Origin of the sequence: Streptomyces sp. NPDC059851, assembly GCF_042732005.1 — a bacterium.
Taxonomy (GTDB): Bacteria; Actinomycetota; Actinomycetes; order Streptomycetales; family Streptomycetaceae; genus Streptomyces.
Genome location: NZ_JBHWJJ010000010.1, coordinates 62498 through 80292 on the forward strand (window position 1 = coordinate 62498; position 17795 = coordinate 80292).

Sequence of the window (17795 nt, forward strand, 5' to 3'; positions counted from 1 at the left end):
CCTCCCGTCCCCGGCCAGCCCGGGTATCAGTATGCGGAACGGTTTCATCCACGGCGAAACCGGCGGACGGCGCCCCGGAGAACGGCAGCGGGCGGCACCCCCTCCCGGGGATGCCGCCCGCGGTGTCACGGCGCCGCCGGAGCCCTCACCGGGGCCCGGCGGCCGTCACAGGCCCAGGGCCGGGCTCAGTGGCCGCCCTGCTCCTGCAGACGCTTGAAGGAGCGCTCGATCTCGGCCTCGGCCTCGGCGCGGCCGACCCAGTTGGCGCCCTCCACCGACTTGCCCGGCTCCAGGTCCTTGTAGACCTCGAAGAAGTGCTGGATCTCCAGGCGGTCGAACTCGGAGATGTGGTGGATGTCGCGCAGGTGCTCCACGCGCGGGTCGGAGGCCGGCACGCACAGCAGCTTGTCGTCGCCGCCCGCCTCGTCCGTCATGCGGAACATGCCGATGGCGCGGCACTTGATCAGGCAGCCCGGGAAGGTCGGCTCGTCCAGGATGACCAGCGCGTCCAGCGGGTCGCCGTCCTCGCCGAGGGTGTTCTCGACGAAGCCGTAGTCCGTCGGGTAGCTGGTGGAAGTGAACAGGCGACGGTCCAGACGGATCCGGCCGGTCTCGTGGTCCACCTCGTACTTGTTCCGCGAACCCTTCGGGATCTCGATGGTGACGTCGAACTCCACGTCCTGCTCCTCCATGATCAGCTTCATTGCTCGAGTGATAGCGCGTCCGACCCAGCCTCCCCCAGCCACCGCTGGGTGGGGGTACCCCCGGCCGGAGGCTGCGGGAGGGCCCCCAGCCGGGTGGGGTGCCATGCTCGCGGCAAGACGCAGTGGTTAAGTGTCCCTCACGCATATCAGTGATCGCGAAAGGGGCTGGTCCGAGGTGCCATTGGTCAAGACGTGGCAGCTCATCGCGGGGTCGACCGTCGCCGGTCTGGCCCTGTCGGTGGCAGCGGTGGCCGCCGCCGGTCCTTGGGACTCCGGCCAGCGTAAGGCCGAGCGGGACAGGGCCGCCTCCTGGAGCGTGACGGGTGGCGCAGATCACGCCGCACCCCCGGTGGAAGCCGCGCCCAGCGCCCCCGGTGTGCTCGCCGGGATCGCCCCCGGCGGCACACCGCAGGCCGGGAACGGCGCCGCGGCCGCCGCGGCGGGGGACGCCGGCCTCGCCGGGGCACTGCGGCCCCTGCTGGCCGACCCGGCGCTGGGCAGCGTCCGCACCGCCTCCGTCGTCGACGTCGGCACCGGCCGGGTGCTCTTCGAGTCCGGGGCCCGCGAGCCGATGACCCCGGCCTCGACCGTCAAGATCGCCACCGCGGCGGCGGCGCTGGCCGCCCTCGGCCCCGAGCACCGCATCCGCACCACCGTCGCCCCCGGCGCCGGGCCCGGGCAGATCGTCCTGGTCGGCGGCGGCGACCCCTCGCTCACCGCCCGGAAGAAGAGCCCCGCCGGATCCGGCGGCAGCCTCGTCGCGCTCGCCGCCGACACCGCCCAGGCCCTCAAGGCCGCCGGCACCGACTCCGTGGCGCTCGGCTACGACGACACCCTCTACACCGGCCCCGCCCGCCACCCGATCGGCATCAACCCGAACATCGCCCTGGTGACCTCCCTGGCCGCCGACGAGGGCCGCCCCGACGACTCGACCTCCGGGCCCGTCGATCGGGTCGAGGACCCCGCCCGGGAAGCCGCCCGCGCCTTCGCCGCCCTCCTCAAGGAACGCGGCATCACCGTCACGGGCGAGCCCGCGAAGGCCAAGGCCGCCGCCGGCGCACAACCCCTCGCCACCACCCTGTCCACCCCGGTCGCCGGCCTGGTCGAGCGGATGCTGACCAACAGCGACAACGACATCGCCGAAGCCCTCGCACGGCAGACCGCCCTCGCCTCCGGGCAGCCCGCGAGCTTCGAGGGCGCCGAGAAGGCCGTCACCGCCCGGCTCGCCTCCCTGGGCCTGGACACGGCCGGCTCCCGCTTCGCCGACGGCAGCGGGCTCAACCGCGCCGACAAGGTCACCGCCGACCTGTTGACCGCCCTCCTGGTCCGCGCCACCGACCCGCAGCACCCGGAGCTGCGGCCGGCGCTCACCGGGCTCCCCGTCGCCGGATTCACGGGGACCCTGCGCACCCGCAACGCCGGCACCTCCCCGGCCGCCGGCCTCGTACGGGCCAAGACGGGCACCCTGAGCAAGGTGAACTCCCTGTCCGGGACCGTCGTCGACCCGTCCGGGCGCCTGCTCGCCTTCGCCTTCCTGACCGCGGAGGCCCCCGACGGGCCGGCCGCGGAGAAGGGCCTGGACAAGCTCGCCGCCGCCGTGGCCGGCGCAGCGCAGCGGTAGCCGGTCCACCCGGTGGATCCGCGGGGGATCCGCAAAGGGGCCGGTCCACGTACCGTTGACGCATGACGAGCATCGGTGGTGCCGAGATGGTCGACTGGAACCTCGCGGTCGCGACCGCGGTCCGGCTGGTCCGGCCGGGTCCGGAGGTCAGCCGCGACGAAGCCCGGGCCGTGGTGGCGGAACTGCGCAGGCATGCCAGGACCTCCGAGCGCCACGTCCGCACGTTCACCCGGATGGTCCCGGACGGTGCCGACGTCCCCGACACCCCCGTCCTCGTCGTCGACCGGCCCGGCTGGGTCCGGGCCAACGTGGCCGGGTTCCGCGAGCTCCTCGCCCCCCTGCTCGGCAAGATGCAGGACCGCCGGGCCGGCACGCCCGGCGGCGCCGTCCTCGGCGCGGTCGGCGGCAAGGTCACCGGCGTCGAGCTGGGCATGCTGCTGAGCTTCCTGGCCTCCCGCGTGCTCGGCCAGTACGAGACCTTCGCCCCCGTCGGGCGGGACCTGCCGGGCTTCCCCGCCGGCGGCGGCCGGCTGCTGCTCGTCGCCCCCAACATCGTCCACGTCGAACGCGAGCTGGACGTCCACCCGCACGACTTCCGGCTGTGGGTCTGCCTCCACGAGGAGACGCACCGCACGCAGTTCACCGCCGTCCCGTGGCTCCGCGACCACCTGGAAGGCGAGATCCAGACCTTCCTCGGCGCCACCGAGATGGACCCGGCGGCCATCCTGGAACGCCTGCGCGAGGCCGCCCAGTCCTTCGCCGGCGCCCGCCCCGAGGCGGAGCGCGGCGACGAGGGCCGCTCCCTGGTCGAGCTCGTCCAGACCCCCGAGCAGCGCGAGGTGCTCGGCCGTCTCACCGCCGTCATGTCCCTGCTCGAAGGCCACGCCGACTTCGTGATGGACGGCGTCGGCCCCGAAGTCGTCCCCTCGGTCGCCGAGATCCGGGAGAAGTTCCAGCAGCGCCGCGCCAGCGGCGCGGGACGCCTCGACGCCGCCCTGCGCAAGCTGCTCGGCCTCGACGCCAAGCTGCGCCAGTACCGCGACGGCGAGCGGTTCGTGCGCGCCGTCGTCGAGCAGGTCGGCATGGACGGCTTCAACCGGGTGTGGACCTCCCCGAACACCCTGCCCACCAAGGCCGAGATCGCCAGGCCCGCGGACTGGGTGGCGCGCGTGCACCGCAAGGGGAGCGAACCGAGCAAAGGAGAGTGACGCGGGGGGCGTAAACATGTCTCACTGGGGGAAGAAGCGTCACCCGTCCGAGGGACCGTGGGGCGTGGAAGGGCGTGCGATGCTCAGGGAACGGCTCGGCTCTGTCACCATCGACGCACTCTGAGTGACAACCGCCGTCTCGCGGGGGCTGCTGCCGGCCCCCGAGGCATCCGAACCTCTTCCCGAAGGGAACCGGACATGGGTCCCCATCCTGCGGTCGCGGCGATACGCCTGGCGGTCCGCCGCGTGCTCCACGACGTCCTGACCGACCTCACCGGACGTCCCGCCGTCCCACCTGCCGCCGGCCCCGCCGCGGCGGACGGCCGGCCGCTCGTGCTCGTCGCCTGCTCCGGCGGCGCCGACTCCATGGCACTCGCCTCCGCGCTCGCCTTCGAGGCGCCCAAGCTCGGGATCCGGGCCGGCGGCATCACCGTCGACCACGGCCTCCAGCCGGGCTCCGACCTGCGTGCGGCCGAGGTCGTCGCCCGCATGGTCGCGCTGCGCCTCGACCCGGTCGAGTCGGTCGCCGTGCGCGTCGGCCGCGAGGGCGGCCCCGAGGCGGCCGCCCGCGACGCCCGCTACGCCGCCCTGGACGAGGCCGCCGACCGGCTCGGCGCCGTGGCCGTGCTGCTCGGCCACACCCGGGACGATCAAGCCGAAACCGTCCTGCTCGGCCTCGCCCGGGGCTCCGGCATCCGCTCCCTGTCCGGGATGCCCGAGGTCTCGGGAGGCCCCGGCGGCTCCGGACGCACCCACCGCTACCGTCGCCCCTTCCTCCAGGTGGACCGGCAGACCGCCCGCAAGGCCTGCATGGTCCAGTCGCTCGCCGTCTGGGACGACCCGCACAACATCGACCCCGCCTACACCCGCTCCCGGCTCCGCCACGAGGGACTGCCCGCCCTCGAAAAGGCGCTGGGCAAGGGCGTCGTCGAGGCGCTGGCCCGGACCGCCCAGCTGTCCCGTGACGACGCGGACGCCCTGGACGCCTGGGCCGCCGAGGCCGAGGCGGGCGTACGCGACGCGGACGGCCGCCTGGAGTGCGCCAAGCTGTACGCCCTGCCCCCGGCCGTCCGCCGCCGCGTGCTGCGCAGGGCCGTGGTCGCCGCCGGGTCGCCGGCGGGCTCCCTCTTCGCCCGCCACATCGAGGAAGTCGACCGGCTCATCACCGGATGGCGGGGCCAGGGCGCCATCAACCTGCCCGGTCGGGTGGAGGCCCAGCGGCAGGGTGGCAGACTTGTCATCCGGCAGGGCTGATCGGTGCCGAAACACGGCTGAGTCCTCCGGGCCCTCCCGGAGTCCCGGCCGACAACGAAAGTGATGCGGGTGGACGAGAAGGACATGGGCAACGACCTGGCGTCGGTGCTCATCACCAAGGAAGAGATCGACGCGAAGCTGGCCGAGCTGGCCGCGAAGATCGACGCGGAGTACGCGGGCAAGGACCTGCTCATCGTCGGCGTCCTCAAGGGCGCCGTGATGGTGATGGCGGACCTGGCGCGCGCCTTGTCCACCCCGCTCACCATGGACTGGATGGCGGTGTCCTCGTACGGCGCCGGGACCCAGTCCTCCGGCGTGGTGCGGATCCTGAAGGACCTGGACACCGACATCAAGGACAAGCACGTCCTGATCGTCGAGGACATCATCGACTCGGGCCTGACGCTGTCCTGGCTGCTGTCGAACCTGGGCTCCCGCCAGCCGGCCTCCCTGGAGGTCGTCACGCTGCTGCGCAAGCCCGACGCCGCGAAGGTCGCGATCGACGTGAAGTGGGTCGGCTTCGACATCCCGAACGAGTTCGTCGTGGGCTACGGCCTCGACTACGCGGAGAAGTACCGCAACCTGCCGTTCGTCGGCACCCTCGCCCCGCACGTCTACGGCGGCTGACGCACACCCCGTCCCGCGGGGGCCCCGGCCGGGGTCCCCGCGCGGGAACCCTGGAACGTTCCCCGGCGTTGGAGCAGGGGAAGGCAGGACTGTCAGCCGTCCCACGGGGCCGCGGGTGACAATTCAGGGGTACATTCCGAAGAACAGTCTTTATTCACAGCAGCATTTACCTACGGGCAGGAGGGACGGGGCGCCTGGCGTCCCGTATGGATGGACGTGAAGCGATACTTCCGTGGGCCAGTCATGTGGATCGTGCTGGCCGTCCTCGCCGTGGTCGTGTTGATGAATGTCGTCAGCTCCGGCGGCGGCTACAAGTCGGTGGACACCAGCGAGGTCATCAAGGCGATCAACAGTGGCCAGGTGGAGCAGGCGCGCCTGACTACCGGTGACAGCCAGATGATCAAGATCGACCTGAAGAAGGGCGAGAAGCTCGAGGGCAGCTCCGGCACCAAGTTCCAGGCCAACTACATCGGCGACCAGGGCGTACAGCTCGCCCAGAGCCTCCAGGCCAAGTACGAGGCCGGCCAGATCCCCGACGGCTACTCCGTCACCCCGGACAAGACCAGCCCGTTCCTCAGCGTGCTGCTCTCCCTGCTGCCGTTCGTCCTGATCGTCGTCGTCTTCCTGTTCCTGATGAACCAGATGCAGGGCGGCGGCTCCCGGGTGATGAACTTCGGCAAGTCCAAGGCCAAGCTCATCACCAAGGACACCCCGAAGACGACGTTCGCCGACGTCGCGGGCTCGGACGAAGCCGTCGAGGAGCTCCACGAGATCAAGGAGTTCCTCCAGGAGCCCGCGAAGTTCCAGGCCGTCGGCGCGAAGATCCCCAAGGGCGTCCTGCTCTACGGTCCGCCCGGCACCGGCAAGACCCTGCTGGCGCGCGCCGTCGCCGGCGAGGCCGGCGTGCCGTTCTACTCGATCTCCGGCTCCGACTTCGTCGAGATGTTCGTCGGTGTCGGTGCCTCCCGCGTCCGCGACCTGTTCGAGCAGGCCAAGGCCAACGCCCCGGCGATCGTCTTCGTCGACGAGATCGACGCCGTCGGCCGGCACCGCGGTGCGGGCCTCGGCGGCGGCCACGACGAGCGCGAGCAGACCCTGAACCAGCTGCTCGTCGAGATGGACGGCTTCGACGTCAAGGGCGGCGTGATCCTGATCGCCGCCACCAACCGGCCCGACATCCTCGACCCGGCGCTGCTGCGCCCGGGCCGCTTCGACCGGCAGATCGCCGTCGACCGCCCGGACATGCAGGGCCGCCTGGAGATCCTCAAGGTCCACCAGAAGGGCAAGCCGGTCGCCCCGGACGTCGACCTGTCGGCCGTCGCCCGCCGCACCCCCGGCTTCACCGGTGCCGATCTGTCCAACGTGCTGAACGAGGCCGCACTGCTCACGGCCCGCTCGGACCGCAAGCTGATCGACAACCAGATGCTGGACGAGGCGATCGACCGCGTCGTGGCGGGCCCGCAGAAGCGGACCCGGATCATGTCGGACAAGGAGAAGAAGATCACCGCGTACCACGAGGGCGGACACGCCCTGGTCGCGGCGGCCTCCCCGAACTCCGACCCGGTCCACAAGATCACGATCCTGTCCCGCGGTCGGGCCCTGGGCTACACGATGGTCCTGCCGGACGAGGACAAGTACTCCACCACGCGCAACGAGATGCTCGACCAGCTGGCCTACATGCTGGGCGGCCGCGCGGCCGAGGAGCTGGTCTTCCACGACCCGACCACGGGCGCCGCGAACGACATCGAGAAGGCCACCACCACGGCCCGTGCGATGGTCACCCAGTACGGCATGACCGAGCGCCTCGGCGCGATCAAGTTCGGTGGGGACAACACCGAGCCGTTTCTCGGCCGTGAGATGGCTCACCAGCGCGACTACTCGGAAGAGGTCGCGGCGCTGGTCGACGAAGAGGTCAAGAAGCTCATCGAGACCGCGCACAACGAGGCGTGGGAGATCCTGGTCGAGAACCGCGACGTGCTCGACAACCTGGTCCTGGCCCTCCTGGAGAAGGAGACCCTGGGCAAGGAGGAGATCGCCGAGATCTTCTCGACGGTCGTCAAGCGTCCGGCCCGCCCGGCGTGGACCGGCTCGGCCCACCGCACCCCGTCGACCCGCCCGCCGGTGCTCTCGCCCAAGGAGCTCCAGCTGACGAACGCGGCGAACGGCGCCGCGGCCGCCACCGCGGCCGTGTCGGTGGAGAAGGATCCGGTCACGGAGGACCGCACCGAGTAGCGGAAGGCTGCAGCCCGGCCCGGAATGGATGCCGCGTCCCCCAGGTTCTAGCCTGGGGGCGCGGCATTTTCGTATGCCCGTGTGAGCGAAGACAGGAACGAGGCACAGATGACCGACCCAGTGACCCTGGCCGGCGAGGGCACGATCGGCGTGTTCGACGAGAAGCGGGCCGAGGCCGCCGTCCGAGAGCTCCTCATTGCGGTCGGCGAGGACCCGGACCGCGAGGGGCTCCTGGAGACCCCGGCACGCGTGGCCCGGGCGTACCGGGAGATCCTCGCGGGCCTGTGGCAGAAGCCCGAAGACGTCCTGACGACGACGTTCGACCTCGGGCACGACGAGATGGTGCTCGTGAAGGACATCGAGATCGTAAGCCTGTGCGAGCACCACCTGCTTCCCTTCCACGGCGTCGCCCACGTCGGGTACATCCCCGCCGAGAGCGGAAAGATCACCGGGCTGTCCAAGCTGGCGCGCCTCGTCGAGGTCTACGCCCGCCGTCCGCAGGTCCAGGAGCGGCTCACCACGCAGATCGCGGACTCCCTGATGGAGATCCTGGAGGCGCGCGGCGCGATCGTCGTCGTCGAGGCCGAGCACATGTGCATGTCCGTCCGCGGCATCCGCAAGCCGGGCGCGAAGACCACCACCTCGGCGGTCCGCGGCCAGCTCCGCGACATCGCCACCCGCAACGAAGCGATGAGCCTGATAATGGCCCGCTGACGTGCCCGACGACGGGCCCTCCCGCGACGGCTGGGAGCCACTGGGCGAGGACGTCCGACGCACCCTGGAGCTGCTGCTCGACGGTGACTCGGACGTCTACCGGGGCCTGCGGGCCCAGATCCCGCACGCCGAGATGCGCGGGAGCGGCTGCGCCTGCCCGTGCGTGTACCTGCGGGTGGACACTACGGCCGTGGCGGCCGTGTCGACGGAGAAGGCCTACGCGGTGGTGGCGGGCGCGGCGCTGCTCGACGCCGAAGGCGGCCATCAGGGCGAGGCGACGCTCTTCGCCTTCCACGGCCTCCTCGCGGACCTCCAGTTCTGCGACTGGGAGGACCGGGGGCCCGGACCCCTCCGGCTGTGGGAGTGGCTGGGATTCCGCTACTCCTGAGACGGCCCGACCCGTTGCGGCTCAGGCGCGGGAAGGCGTCGGGGGAGTGGTGTCGTCGTCCTCGGGGAGTTTCAGGACGTGCTCCAGGAAGAGGGCCGCGGCGATGACCGCCGCGCCCGCCAGCACCGAGAAGGCCGCGTACCAGGCTTGATCGCGGCGGGCGGGCACCTCCAACCCGTCGGCCAGGAGGAAGACGCCCACGCCGCCGTACATGCCCGCCACGAGGGCCGCGACGAGGGCGCTGGCCTGGCCGAAGACGAGCGCCCGGGCCGCCATCAGCGGCTCCACGCCCTTCGCGCCGGGCTGCCGCTCCCGCTGGGCCTTGAGGCGGGAACGCAGCGACAGGGCCGTCGCCAGCAGCACGACCGCGATGGCGCCCAGCACGACGGGGGCGGCCAGCGGGACGCCCGGCAGGGTTCCGTACGCGTTCCACAGGCGGGCACCCGCCCAGGACAGCACCCCGGCCACCACGAAGATGCCCGCCAGGACCGCCGGCCTCAGTTGCTTCACGTCCCCGTTCCCCGCTCTCTGCGCCCTGCCTCAGCCGTCCGTCGGCAGACCACAGGCTCCCGTGTCTCCTTCGAGATCGTAAGTGATCGCTGGCAGTGGCGTTCGTGAGTTCGCGGGTCGAAAAGGGTGACCTCTCCATATGGGCCGCACCCAGAACACCCGCCTGTCGCAGACCGTGCGCGGGCAGATCGCCGACCGCATACGCCACCTCGCCGCCGAGGCGGGCATCGCTGTGGTCACCGTTCCGCCGCGCAACACCTCCAAGCACCGCCCGTGCTGCTTGACGCCGCTCCGGCATCGCAAGGCCCCCGACCGGCCCACCGTGTCCGGCTGGAAGTGGGCCATCTGCCCCAGCCCGAGTGCGGCTGGCAGGGCGACCGCGACCAGGGCGCCTGGCAGCGGATCGCCGCACGCGGCCTCGCCCACCAGGCCAAGACGGTCGTGGACCGCGCCGGCGGGCAGATGGTGATCCGTGCTGTGGTGGACACGATGGAGGCCAAGGCCGTCGTCACGGCCGCCCCGAAGACCAGCCGGACGGACCGGTCCAAGACCGGCCCCACTAGGCCACGCACCAACCGCCTCACGCCCAGGCGACGTGAGGTTCCCTCCCCAGTGCGGCCTTCGGGCCGTGCCGGCCAGCGTCCGGAGGGACACACACGCACCAACGGGCCGGAGGTAGCTGCCCCGCGCAGCCCACCGGCACCAGGGCGTGCACACGGTCAGCGCATCCGCCAACCGGCACAAGCCGCGAGGGGCAGCACTGGGCGCGGGTTCCACCTCCACGCCCACGCCACCCCACCCAGGTGGATCAACCGATCCCGGACCCTCAGTCCGACTCGGATTCGCTCAACTGATCAGAGACGCTACCCACGACTACTCGGGGAGGCGCAGTTCCAGGTCGGGGCGCCGGATGACGCCGGCCAGGCCGATCCCGGCGAGCAGGTCGGCGACGGGGCCGTGGCCGGCGATCCGCGCCTCGGGGTCGACGTCGTGCCAGGGGGCGAGGACGAAGGCGCGCTGGTGCGCCCGGGGGTGCGGGAGGGTGAGGGCGGGGTCGTCGGAGACCACGTCGGCGTACGCGATGATGTCCACGTCGATGGTCCGGGGGCCCCAGCGCTCCTCGCGGACGCGGTCGAAGGCCTCCTCGATGGCGTGGCCGCGTTCCAGCAGGCTGGACGGGGGCAGGGTGGTCCGCACGAGCGCCACCGCGTTCAGGTACGAGGGCTGGGAGCCGGGCTCGACGCCCCACGGCTCGGTCTCGTAGACCGGGGAGACGGCCTTGACCCGGACGCCCGGGGTGTCGCCGAGGGCGTCGATGGCACCCTGCAGGGTCTCCATCCGGTTGCCGAGGTTGCCGCCGAGGGCGATCACGGCCCACTTGGGGTTGGACAGGGTGACGTCCGCCGCGTCGACCGCCTCGACGACGGAGGCGGGCACCGGCTGGACGGTGGGGTCGCTCTGGGCTTTCAGTCCGTTGTTCACGCGCGGCTCCGGGTGATCGTGATGGTCACGTCGTCGAAGGGGACGGTGATGGGCGCGTCCGGCTTGTGGACGACGACCTCCACCTGGGCCACCGCTTCGTGCTTGAGGCACTGCTGGGCGATCCGCTCCGCCAGGGTCTCGATGAGGTCGACGGGCTCGCCCTCGACCACGTCGACGACCTCCTCGGCGACGACGCCGTAATGGACGGTCTTCGCCAGGTCGTCGTCCGCCGCCGCCGGGCGCGTGTCGATGTGCAGCACCAGGTCGACGATGAAGGTCTGGCCTTCCTCGCGTTCCCGGGGGAAGACGCCGTGGTGCCCGCGAGCCTTGAGGCCGCGCAGCGCGACACGATCCACGCGAATCACTCCTGCTTTCGTAGGTGCATGCGGGTCCGGGCCTCCCCGGATCCATGGGCCTGCGCCGAGTGCGGTCGGCGTCGTCCGTCTTCGAATCTACCTGCGAAAGGGGCCGCGGCCCGCCGGAGGGGTCAGTCGGGGGCTTCCTCCTCGTCCTCTTCGGAGTCCGTCAGGACCGGAGAACCGTGGTGGGACCACAGGCGCCAGCCCTCGGATGTGCGTCGGAACACATTTGTGGCGACGACCAGCTGGCCGACGAGCGGGCCGAGCTCTCCGCCGTCCCCGGCGGGTCCTCCGCTGAGGATGTTCTCGGTGCAGGTGACCAGGGCCGTGTCGCCGATGACGGCGACCTTGGTGTCGGTCAGGAAGAACTGGATGTACTCGGTGTGGGACATGATCAGCGCGTACGAGCGGAGCACTTCGCCGCGGCCGCTGAGCACCGGCCAGCCCGGGTGGACGCAGGACACCTCGTCCTCCAGCCAGAGCGCCGACATGGTGTCGAAGTCGCCCCGCTCCATGGCCTCGTAGAAGGCCGTGTTCACCTGCTCGACGGCTTCGATGTCGGTACGGCTCACCGTGCCCCTCTCCTGGCTGTACGGGCCCCAGGTGCGGGCCGGGTCACCAAGCCCCTTCCACGGCGCGGGCCACCCGAACCGCGTCGGCCGTGGCGCGTACCTCGTGGACCCGGACGGCCCAGGCACCCTGGTGGGCGGCGAGGGCCGAGACGGCGGCCGTGGCGGCGTCGCGCTCGCGGGCCGGCGGCGGGGTGGCGCCGTCGCCGTCCAGGACGCGGCCGAGGAACCGCTTGCGCGACGCGGCGACGAGCAGCGGGAAGCCGAGGGCCCGCAGCTCGGGGAGGTGCGCGACGAGGGCCAGGTCGTGCTCGGCCATCTTGGCGAAGCCGAGGCCGGGGTCGACGACGAGCCGCTCGGGGGCGATGCCGCCGGCGACGACGGCGTCGATGCGGGTCCGGAGCTCGGCGGTGACCTCGGCGAGGACGTCCTCGTAGACGGCGAGGCGGTTCATGTCGGCGCTGAAGCCGCGCCAGTGCATCACGACGAAGGGCACCTCGGCCGCGGCCACGGCGGGGATCATGCCGGGGTCGGCGAGCCCGCCGCTGACGTCGTTGACGAGCGTCGCCCCGGCTTCGACGGCCCGCGCGGCGACCGAGGCGCGCATGGTGTCGACGGAGACGGTGACCCCTTCGGAAGCCAGCCCGCGGACCACGGGGACGACGCGGCGCAGCTCCTCCTCCTCGTCGACCCGGGTGGCGCCGGGCCGGGTGGACTCCCCGCCCACGTCGATGAGGTCGGCGCCCTGGGCCATGAGGTCGAGGCCGCGCTTCACGGCCGCGGTGGTGTCGAACCAGCGGCCGCCGTCCGAGAAGGAGTCGGGGGTGACGTTCACGACGCCCATGACCGCGCAGCGGTCCCAGTCCGGCAGGCCTGTGACCCGGCCCCTGCCTGCGGCCCCGTGCTTGTTGTTCATGGTCCCAGGGTAGGGCTGCCCCCGGATCCGGCACGGGCCGGGCCGCGGGCGGCGGCCGCGGGCCCGGCCCCCCCGGCCCGGGAAGCACGGAGCCCGGCGCCCCGGGGTTCACCGGGGGCCGGGCTTCACGTGCGGGGCGGCGTGGCGCGGCGCCGCCGGGCGTCAGGCCGCCTGGACCTCGCGCTCGGCCCGGGCGGGCACGGCGCTCACGTGGGTGTGGGCGCAGGTGCGGACCGGCTTGGGCCGGCGGCGGGAGGCGAACAGCCGGGGCAGCGCCAGGGTGACGAAGCCCTCGGCCTGCATGACGGCGAAGCCGATGCGGGGCAGGTCGCCGTGGGTGCGGAAGACCATGAAGCGGGGCTCCCAGCGGGGGCGGAACTTCGCGTTGAACTTGTACAGCGACTCGATCTGGAACCAGCGGGACAGGAAGACCAGCAGGTTGCGCCAGACCCGCAGCACCGGGCCGGCGCCGATCTTCTCGCCGCGGGCGAGGGCGGAGCGGAACATCGCGAAGTTCAGCGAGACCCGCTCGATGCGCAGGGACGGGGCGGCCTCCAGGGAGGCGACGATGAGCAGCTCGTTCATGCCGGGGTCGGCGCCGCGGTCACGGCGCATCAGCTCCAGCGACATGCCGTCCTTGCCCCACGGCACGAAGTGCTGGATGGCCTTGAGGTCGCCGAACGGGCTGGTGTCGCCCTCCTCGACGCGGTGCGCGGTGGCGATGATGCAGTCGCCGTCGTCCGGGTCGCCGACGCGGCCGAGGGCCATGGAGAACCCGCGCTCGGTGTCGGTGCCGCGCCAGGCCTCGGCGGCGCCGCGGACCTGCTCCAGCTCTTCCTCGGTCAGCTCGCTGACCCGGCGGACCTTGGTGGTGTAGCCGTTGCGCTCGATGCGCTTGACCATCTGTCGGACGTTGCGCATCGCACGGCCGGTCAGGGAGAAGTCTTTGACGTCGACGATCGCCTCGTCACCGAGCTCCAGGGCGTCGAGGCCGGTCTCGCGCGTCCACACCTCGCCGCCGGTCTCGCTGCAGCCGACGACGGCAGGGGTCCAGGAATGGGCCTTGGCCTCGGCCATGAACCGCTCGATGGCGCCGGGCCAGGCTTCGACGTCGCCGATGGGGTCGCCGGAGGCGAGCATCACGCCGGAGATGACGCGGTAGGTGACGGCGGCCTTGCCGCTGGGGGAGAAGACGACGGCCTTGTCGCGGCGGAGCGCGAAGTGGCCGAGGGAGTCGCGGGCGCCGTGCTTGGCGAGCAGCTCGCGCAGCTTGGTCTCGTCGTCGGCCGTGAGCCGGGCGGCCGGGTGCTCGGGGCGGAAGGCGAGGTAGATGGTGGTCAGTGCGGTCAGCATGCCCAGCGCGCCGAGGGAGTAGCCGACGATCCAGTCCCGGCCGCCGGAGTAGGCGATCGGGCCCTCGATGCCGATGAGCCCGTACAGGACGTGCGCGATCTGCTCGTAGAGGCCGGGGCGCCCCACCACCTTGTTGGGGTGGGCATTGACGATGACCAGGCCGAGGCCGATCGAGCCGGCGCTCATCAGGATGAAGTTGGCCAGGGCCTTCCAGCGGCTGCGCGGGTCGGGCAGCGCCTTGAATTCACCCTGATGGCGCAGCAGCAGGGCGAGCAGGGCGACAGCGATCACCACGCCGATGTAGGAGTGGCGGTACACGAACTGGGCGGCGGCCCCGACCGGCAGCAGGAAGACCGCCGCCCGCCAGGCGCGGCGCTTGCGGCGCTTGAGTGCGTGGGCGAGCAGGAGGAGCAGGATGCCGGCGCAAATGGTGACGGCCGCCGCCATGGGCCGGGTCGAGCCGGGGATCACCTCCGCGACGGCGCGGAGTCGGCTGTGCTGGAACCGCGGGAAGACACCCGCCGCAACGTCGAGGAGACCGACGATCGCGACGGCCGTTCCCACCAGTCCGGGCACGGACTCCGGTCGTGGTCCGCGGAAGATTCGGCGTACCCCGCTCGGAACCTGTCCCGACTTATCGCCATCTATCCTGCTAGACATCGCTTCCCGTTGCTCCGCGAGAGATTCAAGTGGCCGAAGGCCGCGACAGCCTCCGGAGTGTGGTGCGTCCACTAGGACGACATCGAGCGCGAGCGGGTTCACTCTTTCGCCGAGAAAATCTAGTCCTGCCACCAGAAAGTCGACTGACAGCTCATGGGTCTCACCAGTAATACGGTTCTGGCGCTCGCCGTCGCCGCCGGTGTGCTGCTCTTTGCAGCCACGGTGTGGTTCTGGCCCCGGCTCTCGGGCCGCACCTGGCGTGCGGTGCTGGGCCGGATCGGTCTCCTGTTCGCGACGCAGCTGGCGGTGTTCTCGGCGGTCGGCCTGGCGGCGAACCAGTCGTTCTCCTTCTACGGTTCGTGGGCTGACCTGTTCGGCAAGGAGACCTCGGTCGGCAAGGTCGTCGACCACTCGATGAGCAGCAAGGACATCAAGGTCATCGACAAGCAGAAGCTGGAGGTCCCCGGCGGGGCCCAGCCGCAGGTCGGCGGCCAGATCCTGAAGGTGTCGATATCCGGTGAGAAGTCGAAGATAACGAGCCCGGGGTACGTGTGGCTGCCGCCGGAGTACTTCCAGCCGCAGCACAAGGACAAGAACTTCCCCGCGTCGATCGTGCTGACCGGCTACCCGGGCACCGCGGAGAACCTGATCAAAGGGCTGAACTACCCGATGACGGCCTTCAAGCAGGCCAAGGCGGGGAAGATGAAGCCGATGATCCTGGTGATGCTGCGCCCGACCGTGGCACCGCCGCGCGACACCGAGTGCGTGGACATCCCCGGCGGTCCGCAGACCGAGACCTTCTTCGCGCAGGACCTCCCGCGGGCCATCCAGAGCACCTTCCGGGTCGGCAAGAAGCCCGAGAACATGGGCTTCATCGGCAACTCCACGGGCGGCTACTGCGCCCTGAAGATCGCCGCGCACTACCCGCAGACCTTCGGTGCCGCAGCCGGCCTGTCGGCGTACTACGAGGCCCCGAACGACGCCACGACCGGCAACCTGTTCATGGGCGACGAGAACCTGAAGAAGCGCGCCGACATCCTGTACAGCATCGAGCGCAAGAAGCCGACGGGCACCTCGTTCCTGGTGACCAGCAGCGAGACGGGCGAGCCGAACATCGCGGACACCCGCAAGTTCGTCAAGCTGGTCAAGGGTCCGGACCGGGTCTCGTCGATCATCCTCGACAGCGGTGGTCACAACTTCAACACCTGGCGCCGTGAGATCCCGCCGATGCTGACGTGGATGAGCAACCGCATCCAGGCCTGACGGCCTGCGCCGAACGACCTGCGACGACCGTGTGGCCGGCCCGGAAGGGCCGGCCACACGGCGTTTTGCGGACGGGCCGCACCGCACCACACCGGTCCGGTCCGGCCGCGGCCGGCCTCTTCAGGTCGCGTCGGTGTCCTCGGCGCGGGCCCGGCGCAGCGCTCGGTGTACCTCCTGCGGGGTCAGGAAGCCGGCCAGCGCCCCGGATTCGGGGTCGGTGACCCCGATCCGCCCCGAGTCCTCCTGGAGGAGTGCGGCCAGGGCCTCGCGCAGGCTGGAGCCCAGCTCCACAGAGACGGCCGGCTGCGTCCCGTCGGCCGGCGTGAGGTCGGCGGTCCCGACCGGGGTGACGGCCAGCCGTTTGAGCGCGCGGTCCGCGCCGACGAAGGAGGCCACGTACGGGGTGGCGGGGGCGCCGAGCACCGAGGCGGGGCGGTCGAACTGCTCGATGGTGCCCGTTCCGTAGACGGCGATGCGGTCACCGAGCCGGACGGCTTCGTCCAGGTCGTGCGTGACGAGCAGGATCGTCTTGCGGACCGTCTTCTGCAGCGTCAGGAACTCGTTCTGCAGGCGTTCGCGCACCACCGGGTCCACCGCCCCGAACGGCTCGTCCATCAGCAGCACCGGTGGGTCGGCGGCGAGTGCGCGGGCCACGCCGACGCGCTGGCGCTGTCCGCCGGACAGCTGGTGGGGATAGCGGTCGCCGTACACGGCCGGGTCCAGGCCGACCAGTTCGAGGAGTTCGGCCGCGCGGGCGCGGGCCTTGGCCCGGGGGGTGCCGACGAGCTGCGGCACGGTCGCGGTGTTCTCCAGGACCGTCTTGTGCGGGAAGAGGCCGACCTGCTGGATGACGTAGCCGATGCGGCGGCGCAGTTCGACGGGATCGGCGGCCGCGATGTCCTCGCCGGCGAGCAGGATCCGGCCCGAGGTGGGCTCGATCAGCCGGTTGACCATCTTCATGGTGGTGGTCTTGCCGCAGCCGGACGGGCCCACCAGCGTGACCAGTTCGCCGTCGGCCACCTCGAAGGACAGGTCTTCGACGGCCGTCGTCCCGTCGGGGTAGCGCTTGGTCACGTGCTCGAATCGGATCACACCGCCATCCTTCCCTACCCGCGGCCCGGACGTGTGAAGAGCATGTTGCCCGGGCGCGAATGATTCCGGCCGCCGGGCCCGCGGCGGGTTAGGGTCGCTCCTGGCTTCGTGTTTTCGGACGGGTGTGCGTACGACGGTGGGGAGGGGGTGACGGCATGGCGGGGCAGGGCTGCCTGGTGGCGAACGACTGGATCTGCTGGGAGTACGTCACCTCGCGTTCCCAGGAGCTGACCGCCGCCACCCTCGAACACGTTTGGATCACCGGCGCCTCGGTCCTCCTCGGCGTCGCCGTGTCCGTCCCGTTGGCCCTGCTGGCCCGGCGCGGGCGGCGTTGGGCCGCGCCCGTGCTGGGCCTGACGACCCTGCTCTACACGATCCCCTCCCTCGCCATGTTCTCGCTGCTGCTGCCGCTGTTCGGGCTGTCGGCATCGCTGGTGGTGACCGGCCTGGTGCTGTACTCGCTGACCATCCTCGTCCGCAACGCCCTGGCCGGGCTGGAGGCCGTACCGGAGGAGGTGCGGGAGGCCGCGCGGGGCATGGGTTACGGGCCCGGGCGGCTGCTGTGGCAGGTCGAACTGCCGCTGGCGCTGCCGGCGCTGCTCGCCGGGGTGCGGATCGCCACGGTCTCGACCGTGGCCCTGACCACGGTCGGCTCGATCGTCGGCAAGGGCGGCCTCGGCAACCTCATCGCCCCGGCCGTGAACAGCTCCTTCAAGGCCCAGGTGCTCACCGCCTCCGTGCTGTGCGTACTGCTCGCGCTCGTGGCGGACCTGCTGCTGCTCGGGCTGCAGCGGCTGCTCACCCCGTGGACGCGCGCCGCGGCGGACAGGGGGGCGTAGGGCCGTG

Annotated in this window: 17 protein-coding genes; 9 read left to right on the forward strand and 8 right to left on the reverse strand. The window is 71.6% G+C overall.

Annotation, left to right across the window (positions count from 1 at the left end; all coding sequences use genetic code 11):
- Positions 1-185: 185 nt before the first annotated feature.
- Positions 186-677, reverse strand: a complete 492-nt coding sequence (locus ACFV7Q_RS05290; RefSeq protein ID WP_114058390.1) for an inorganic diphosphatase — start codon at positions 675-677, stop codon at positions 186-188.
- A 202-nt stretch (positions 678-879) separates the two neighbouring features.
- Between ACFV7Q_RS05290 and dacB the strand changes: the two genes are divergently transcribed.
- The 7 genes from dacB (at position 880) to ACFV7Q_RS05325 (ending at position 8745) form a co-directional block, all read left to right on the forward strand.
- Positions 880-2325 (forward strand): D-alanyl-D-alanine carboxypeptidase/D-alanyl-D-alanine-endopeptidase, encoded by a 1446-nt coding sequence (gene dacB, locus ACFV7Q_RS05295; protein WP_385423768.1) that lies wholly within the window; start codon positions 880-882, stop codon positions 2323-2325.
- 62 nt (positions 2326-2387) lie between these two features.
- Positions 2388-3533 (forward strand): zinc-dependent metalloprotease, encoded by a 1146-nt coding sequence (locus ACFV7Q_RS05300; protein WP_385423770.1) that lies wholly within the window; start codon positions 2388-2390, stop codon positions 3531-3533.
- Between the two features lie 198 nt (positions 3534-3731).
- On the forward strand, positions 3732-4787 hold the full coding sequence (gene tilS, locus ACFV7Q_RS05305; protein WP_385423772.1) for a tRNA lysidine(34) synthetase TilS: 1056 nt from the start codon (positions 3732-3734) through the stop codon (positions 4785-4787).
- 63 nt (positions 4788-4850) lie between these two features.
- Positions 4851-5411 carry a hypoxanthine phosphoribosyltransferase gene (gene hpt, locus ACFV7Q_RS05310; RefSeq protein WP_361909368.1) on the forward strand — a complete coding sequence of 187 codons (561 nt, stop codon included), beginning with the start codon at positions 4851-4853 and terminating at the stop codon, positions 5409-5411.
- Between the two features lie 210 nt (positions 5412-5621).
- Entirely contained in the window at positions 5622-7643 is a 2022-nt protein-coding gene (gene ftsH / locus ACFV7Q_RS05315) for an ATP-dependent zinc metalloprotease FtsH (RefSeq protein WP_385423774.1), read from the forward strand.
- 108 nt (positions 7644-7751) lie between these two features.
- Positions 7752-8357 (forward strand): GTP cyclohydrolase I FolE, encoded by a 606-nt coding sequence (folE, locus tag ACFV7Q_RS05320; RefSeq protein WP_385423776.1) that lies wholly within the window; start codon positions 7752-7754, stop codon positions 8355-8357.
- A gap of 1 nt (position 8358) precedes the next feature.
- On the forward strand, positions 8359-8745 hold the full coding sequence (locus ACFV7Q_RS05325) for a hypothetical protein (protein ID WP_385423778.1): 387 nt from the start codon (positions 8359-8361) through the stop codon (positions 8743-8745).
- Between the two features lie 21 nt (positions 8746-8766).
- Here the strand turns inward: ACFV7Q_RS05325 and ACFV7Q_RS05330 are convergent, their stop codons facing one another.
- From ACFV7Q_RS05330 to ACFV7Q_RS05355, 6 genes are all read right to left on the reverse strand, one after another.
- Positions 8767-9255: a DUF3180 domain-containing protein gene (locus ACFV7Q_RS05330; RefSeq protein ID WP_385423779.1), complete on the reverse strand. Its 489-nt coding sequence runs from the start codon at positions 9253-9255 to the stop codon at positions 8767-8769.
- 873 nt (positions 9256-10128) lie between these two features.
- Positions 10129-10737, reverse strand: a complete 609-nt coding sequence (folK, locus tag ACFV7Q_RS05335) for a 2-amino-4-hydroxy-6-hydroxymethyldihydropteridine diphosphokinase (RefSeq protein WP_385423781.1) — start codon at positions 10735-10737, stop codon at positions 10129-10131.
- Positions 10734-11093 (reverse strand): dihydroneopterin aldolase, encoded by a 360-nt coding sequence (gene folB / locus ACFV7Q_RS05340; RefSeq protein ID WP_385423783.1) that lies wholly within the window; start codon positions 11091-11093, stop codon positions 10734-10736. Before folB ends, folK begins: the two co-directional genes overlap by 4 nt.
- Positions 11094-11224: 131 nt before the next feature.
- The gene (locus tag ACFV7Q_RS05345; RefSeq protein WP_385423785.1) at positions 11225-11668 is read right to left on the reverse strand and encodes a nuclear transport factor 2 family protein; all 444 of its coding nucleotides are present in this window, start codon (positions 11666-11668) and stop codon (positions 11225-11227) included.
- 43 nt (positions 11669-11711) lie between these two features.
- Positions 11712-12509 carry a dihydropteroate synthase gene (gene folP, locus ACFV7Q_RS05350; protein WP_385423863.1) on the reverse strand — a complete coding sequence of 266 codons (798 nt, stop codon included), beginning with the start codon at positions 12507-12509 and terminating at the stop codon, positions 11712-11714.
- Positions 12510-12743: 234 nt separating this feature from the next.
- On the reverse strand, positions 12744-14594 hold the full coding sequence (locus ACFV7Q_RS05355; protein ID WP_385423787.1) for a transglutaminaseTgpA domain-containing protein: 1851 nt from the start codon (positions 14592-14594) through the stop codon (positions 12744-12746).
- Positions 14595-14747: 153 nt separating this feature from the next.
- Here ACFV7Q_RS05355 and ACFV7Q_RS05360 point away from each other — a divergent pair, with 153 nt between their 5' ends.
- Positions 14748-15857, forward strand: a complete 1110-nt coding sequence (locus tag ACFV7Q_RS05360; RefSeq protein ID WP_385423789.1) for an alpha/beta hydrolase-fold protein — start codon at positions 14748-14750, stop codon at positions 15855-15857.
- A 120-nt stretch (positions 15858-15977) separates the two neighbouring features.
- Here the strand turns inward: ACFV7Q_RS05360 and ACFV7Q_RS05365 are convergent, their stop codons facing one another.
- Positions 15978-16949: an ABC transporter ATP-binding protein gene (locus ACFV7Q_RS05365; protein WP_385423791.1), complete on the reverse strand. Its 972-nt coding sequence runs from the start codon at positions 16947-16949 to the stop codon at positions 15978-15980.
- A gap of 155 nt (positions 16950-17104) precedes the next feature.
- On the opposite strand from ACFV7Q_RS05365, the gene ACFV7Q_RS05370 reads away from it, so the two are divergent.
- Positions 17105-17788 carry an ABC transporter permease gene (locus ACFV7Q_RS05370; RefSeq protein WP_385423793.1) on the forward strand — a complete coding sequence of 228 codons (684 nt, stop codon included), beginning with the start codon at positions 17105-17107 and terminating at the stop codon, positions 17786-17788.
- Positions 17789-17795: the final 7 nt, after the last annotated feature.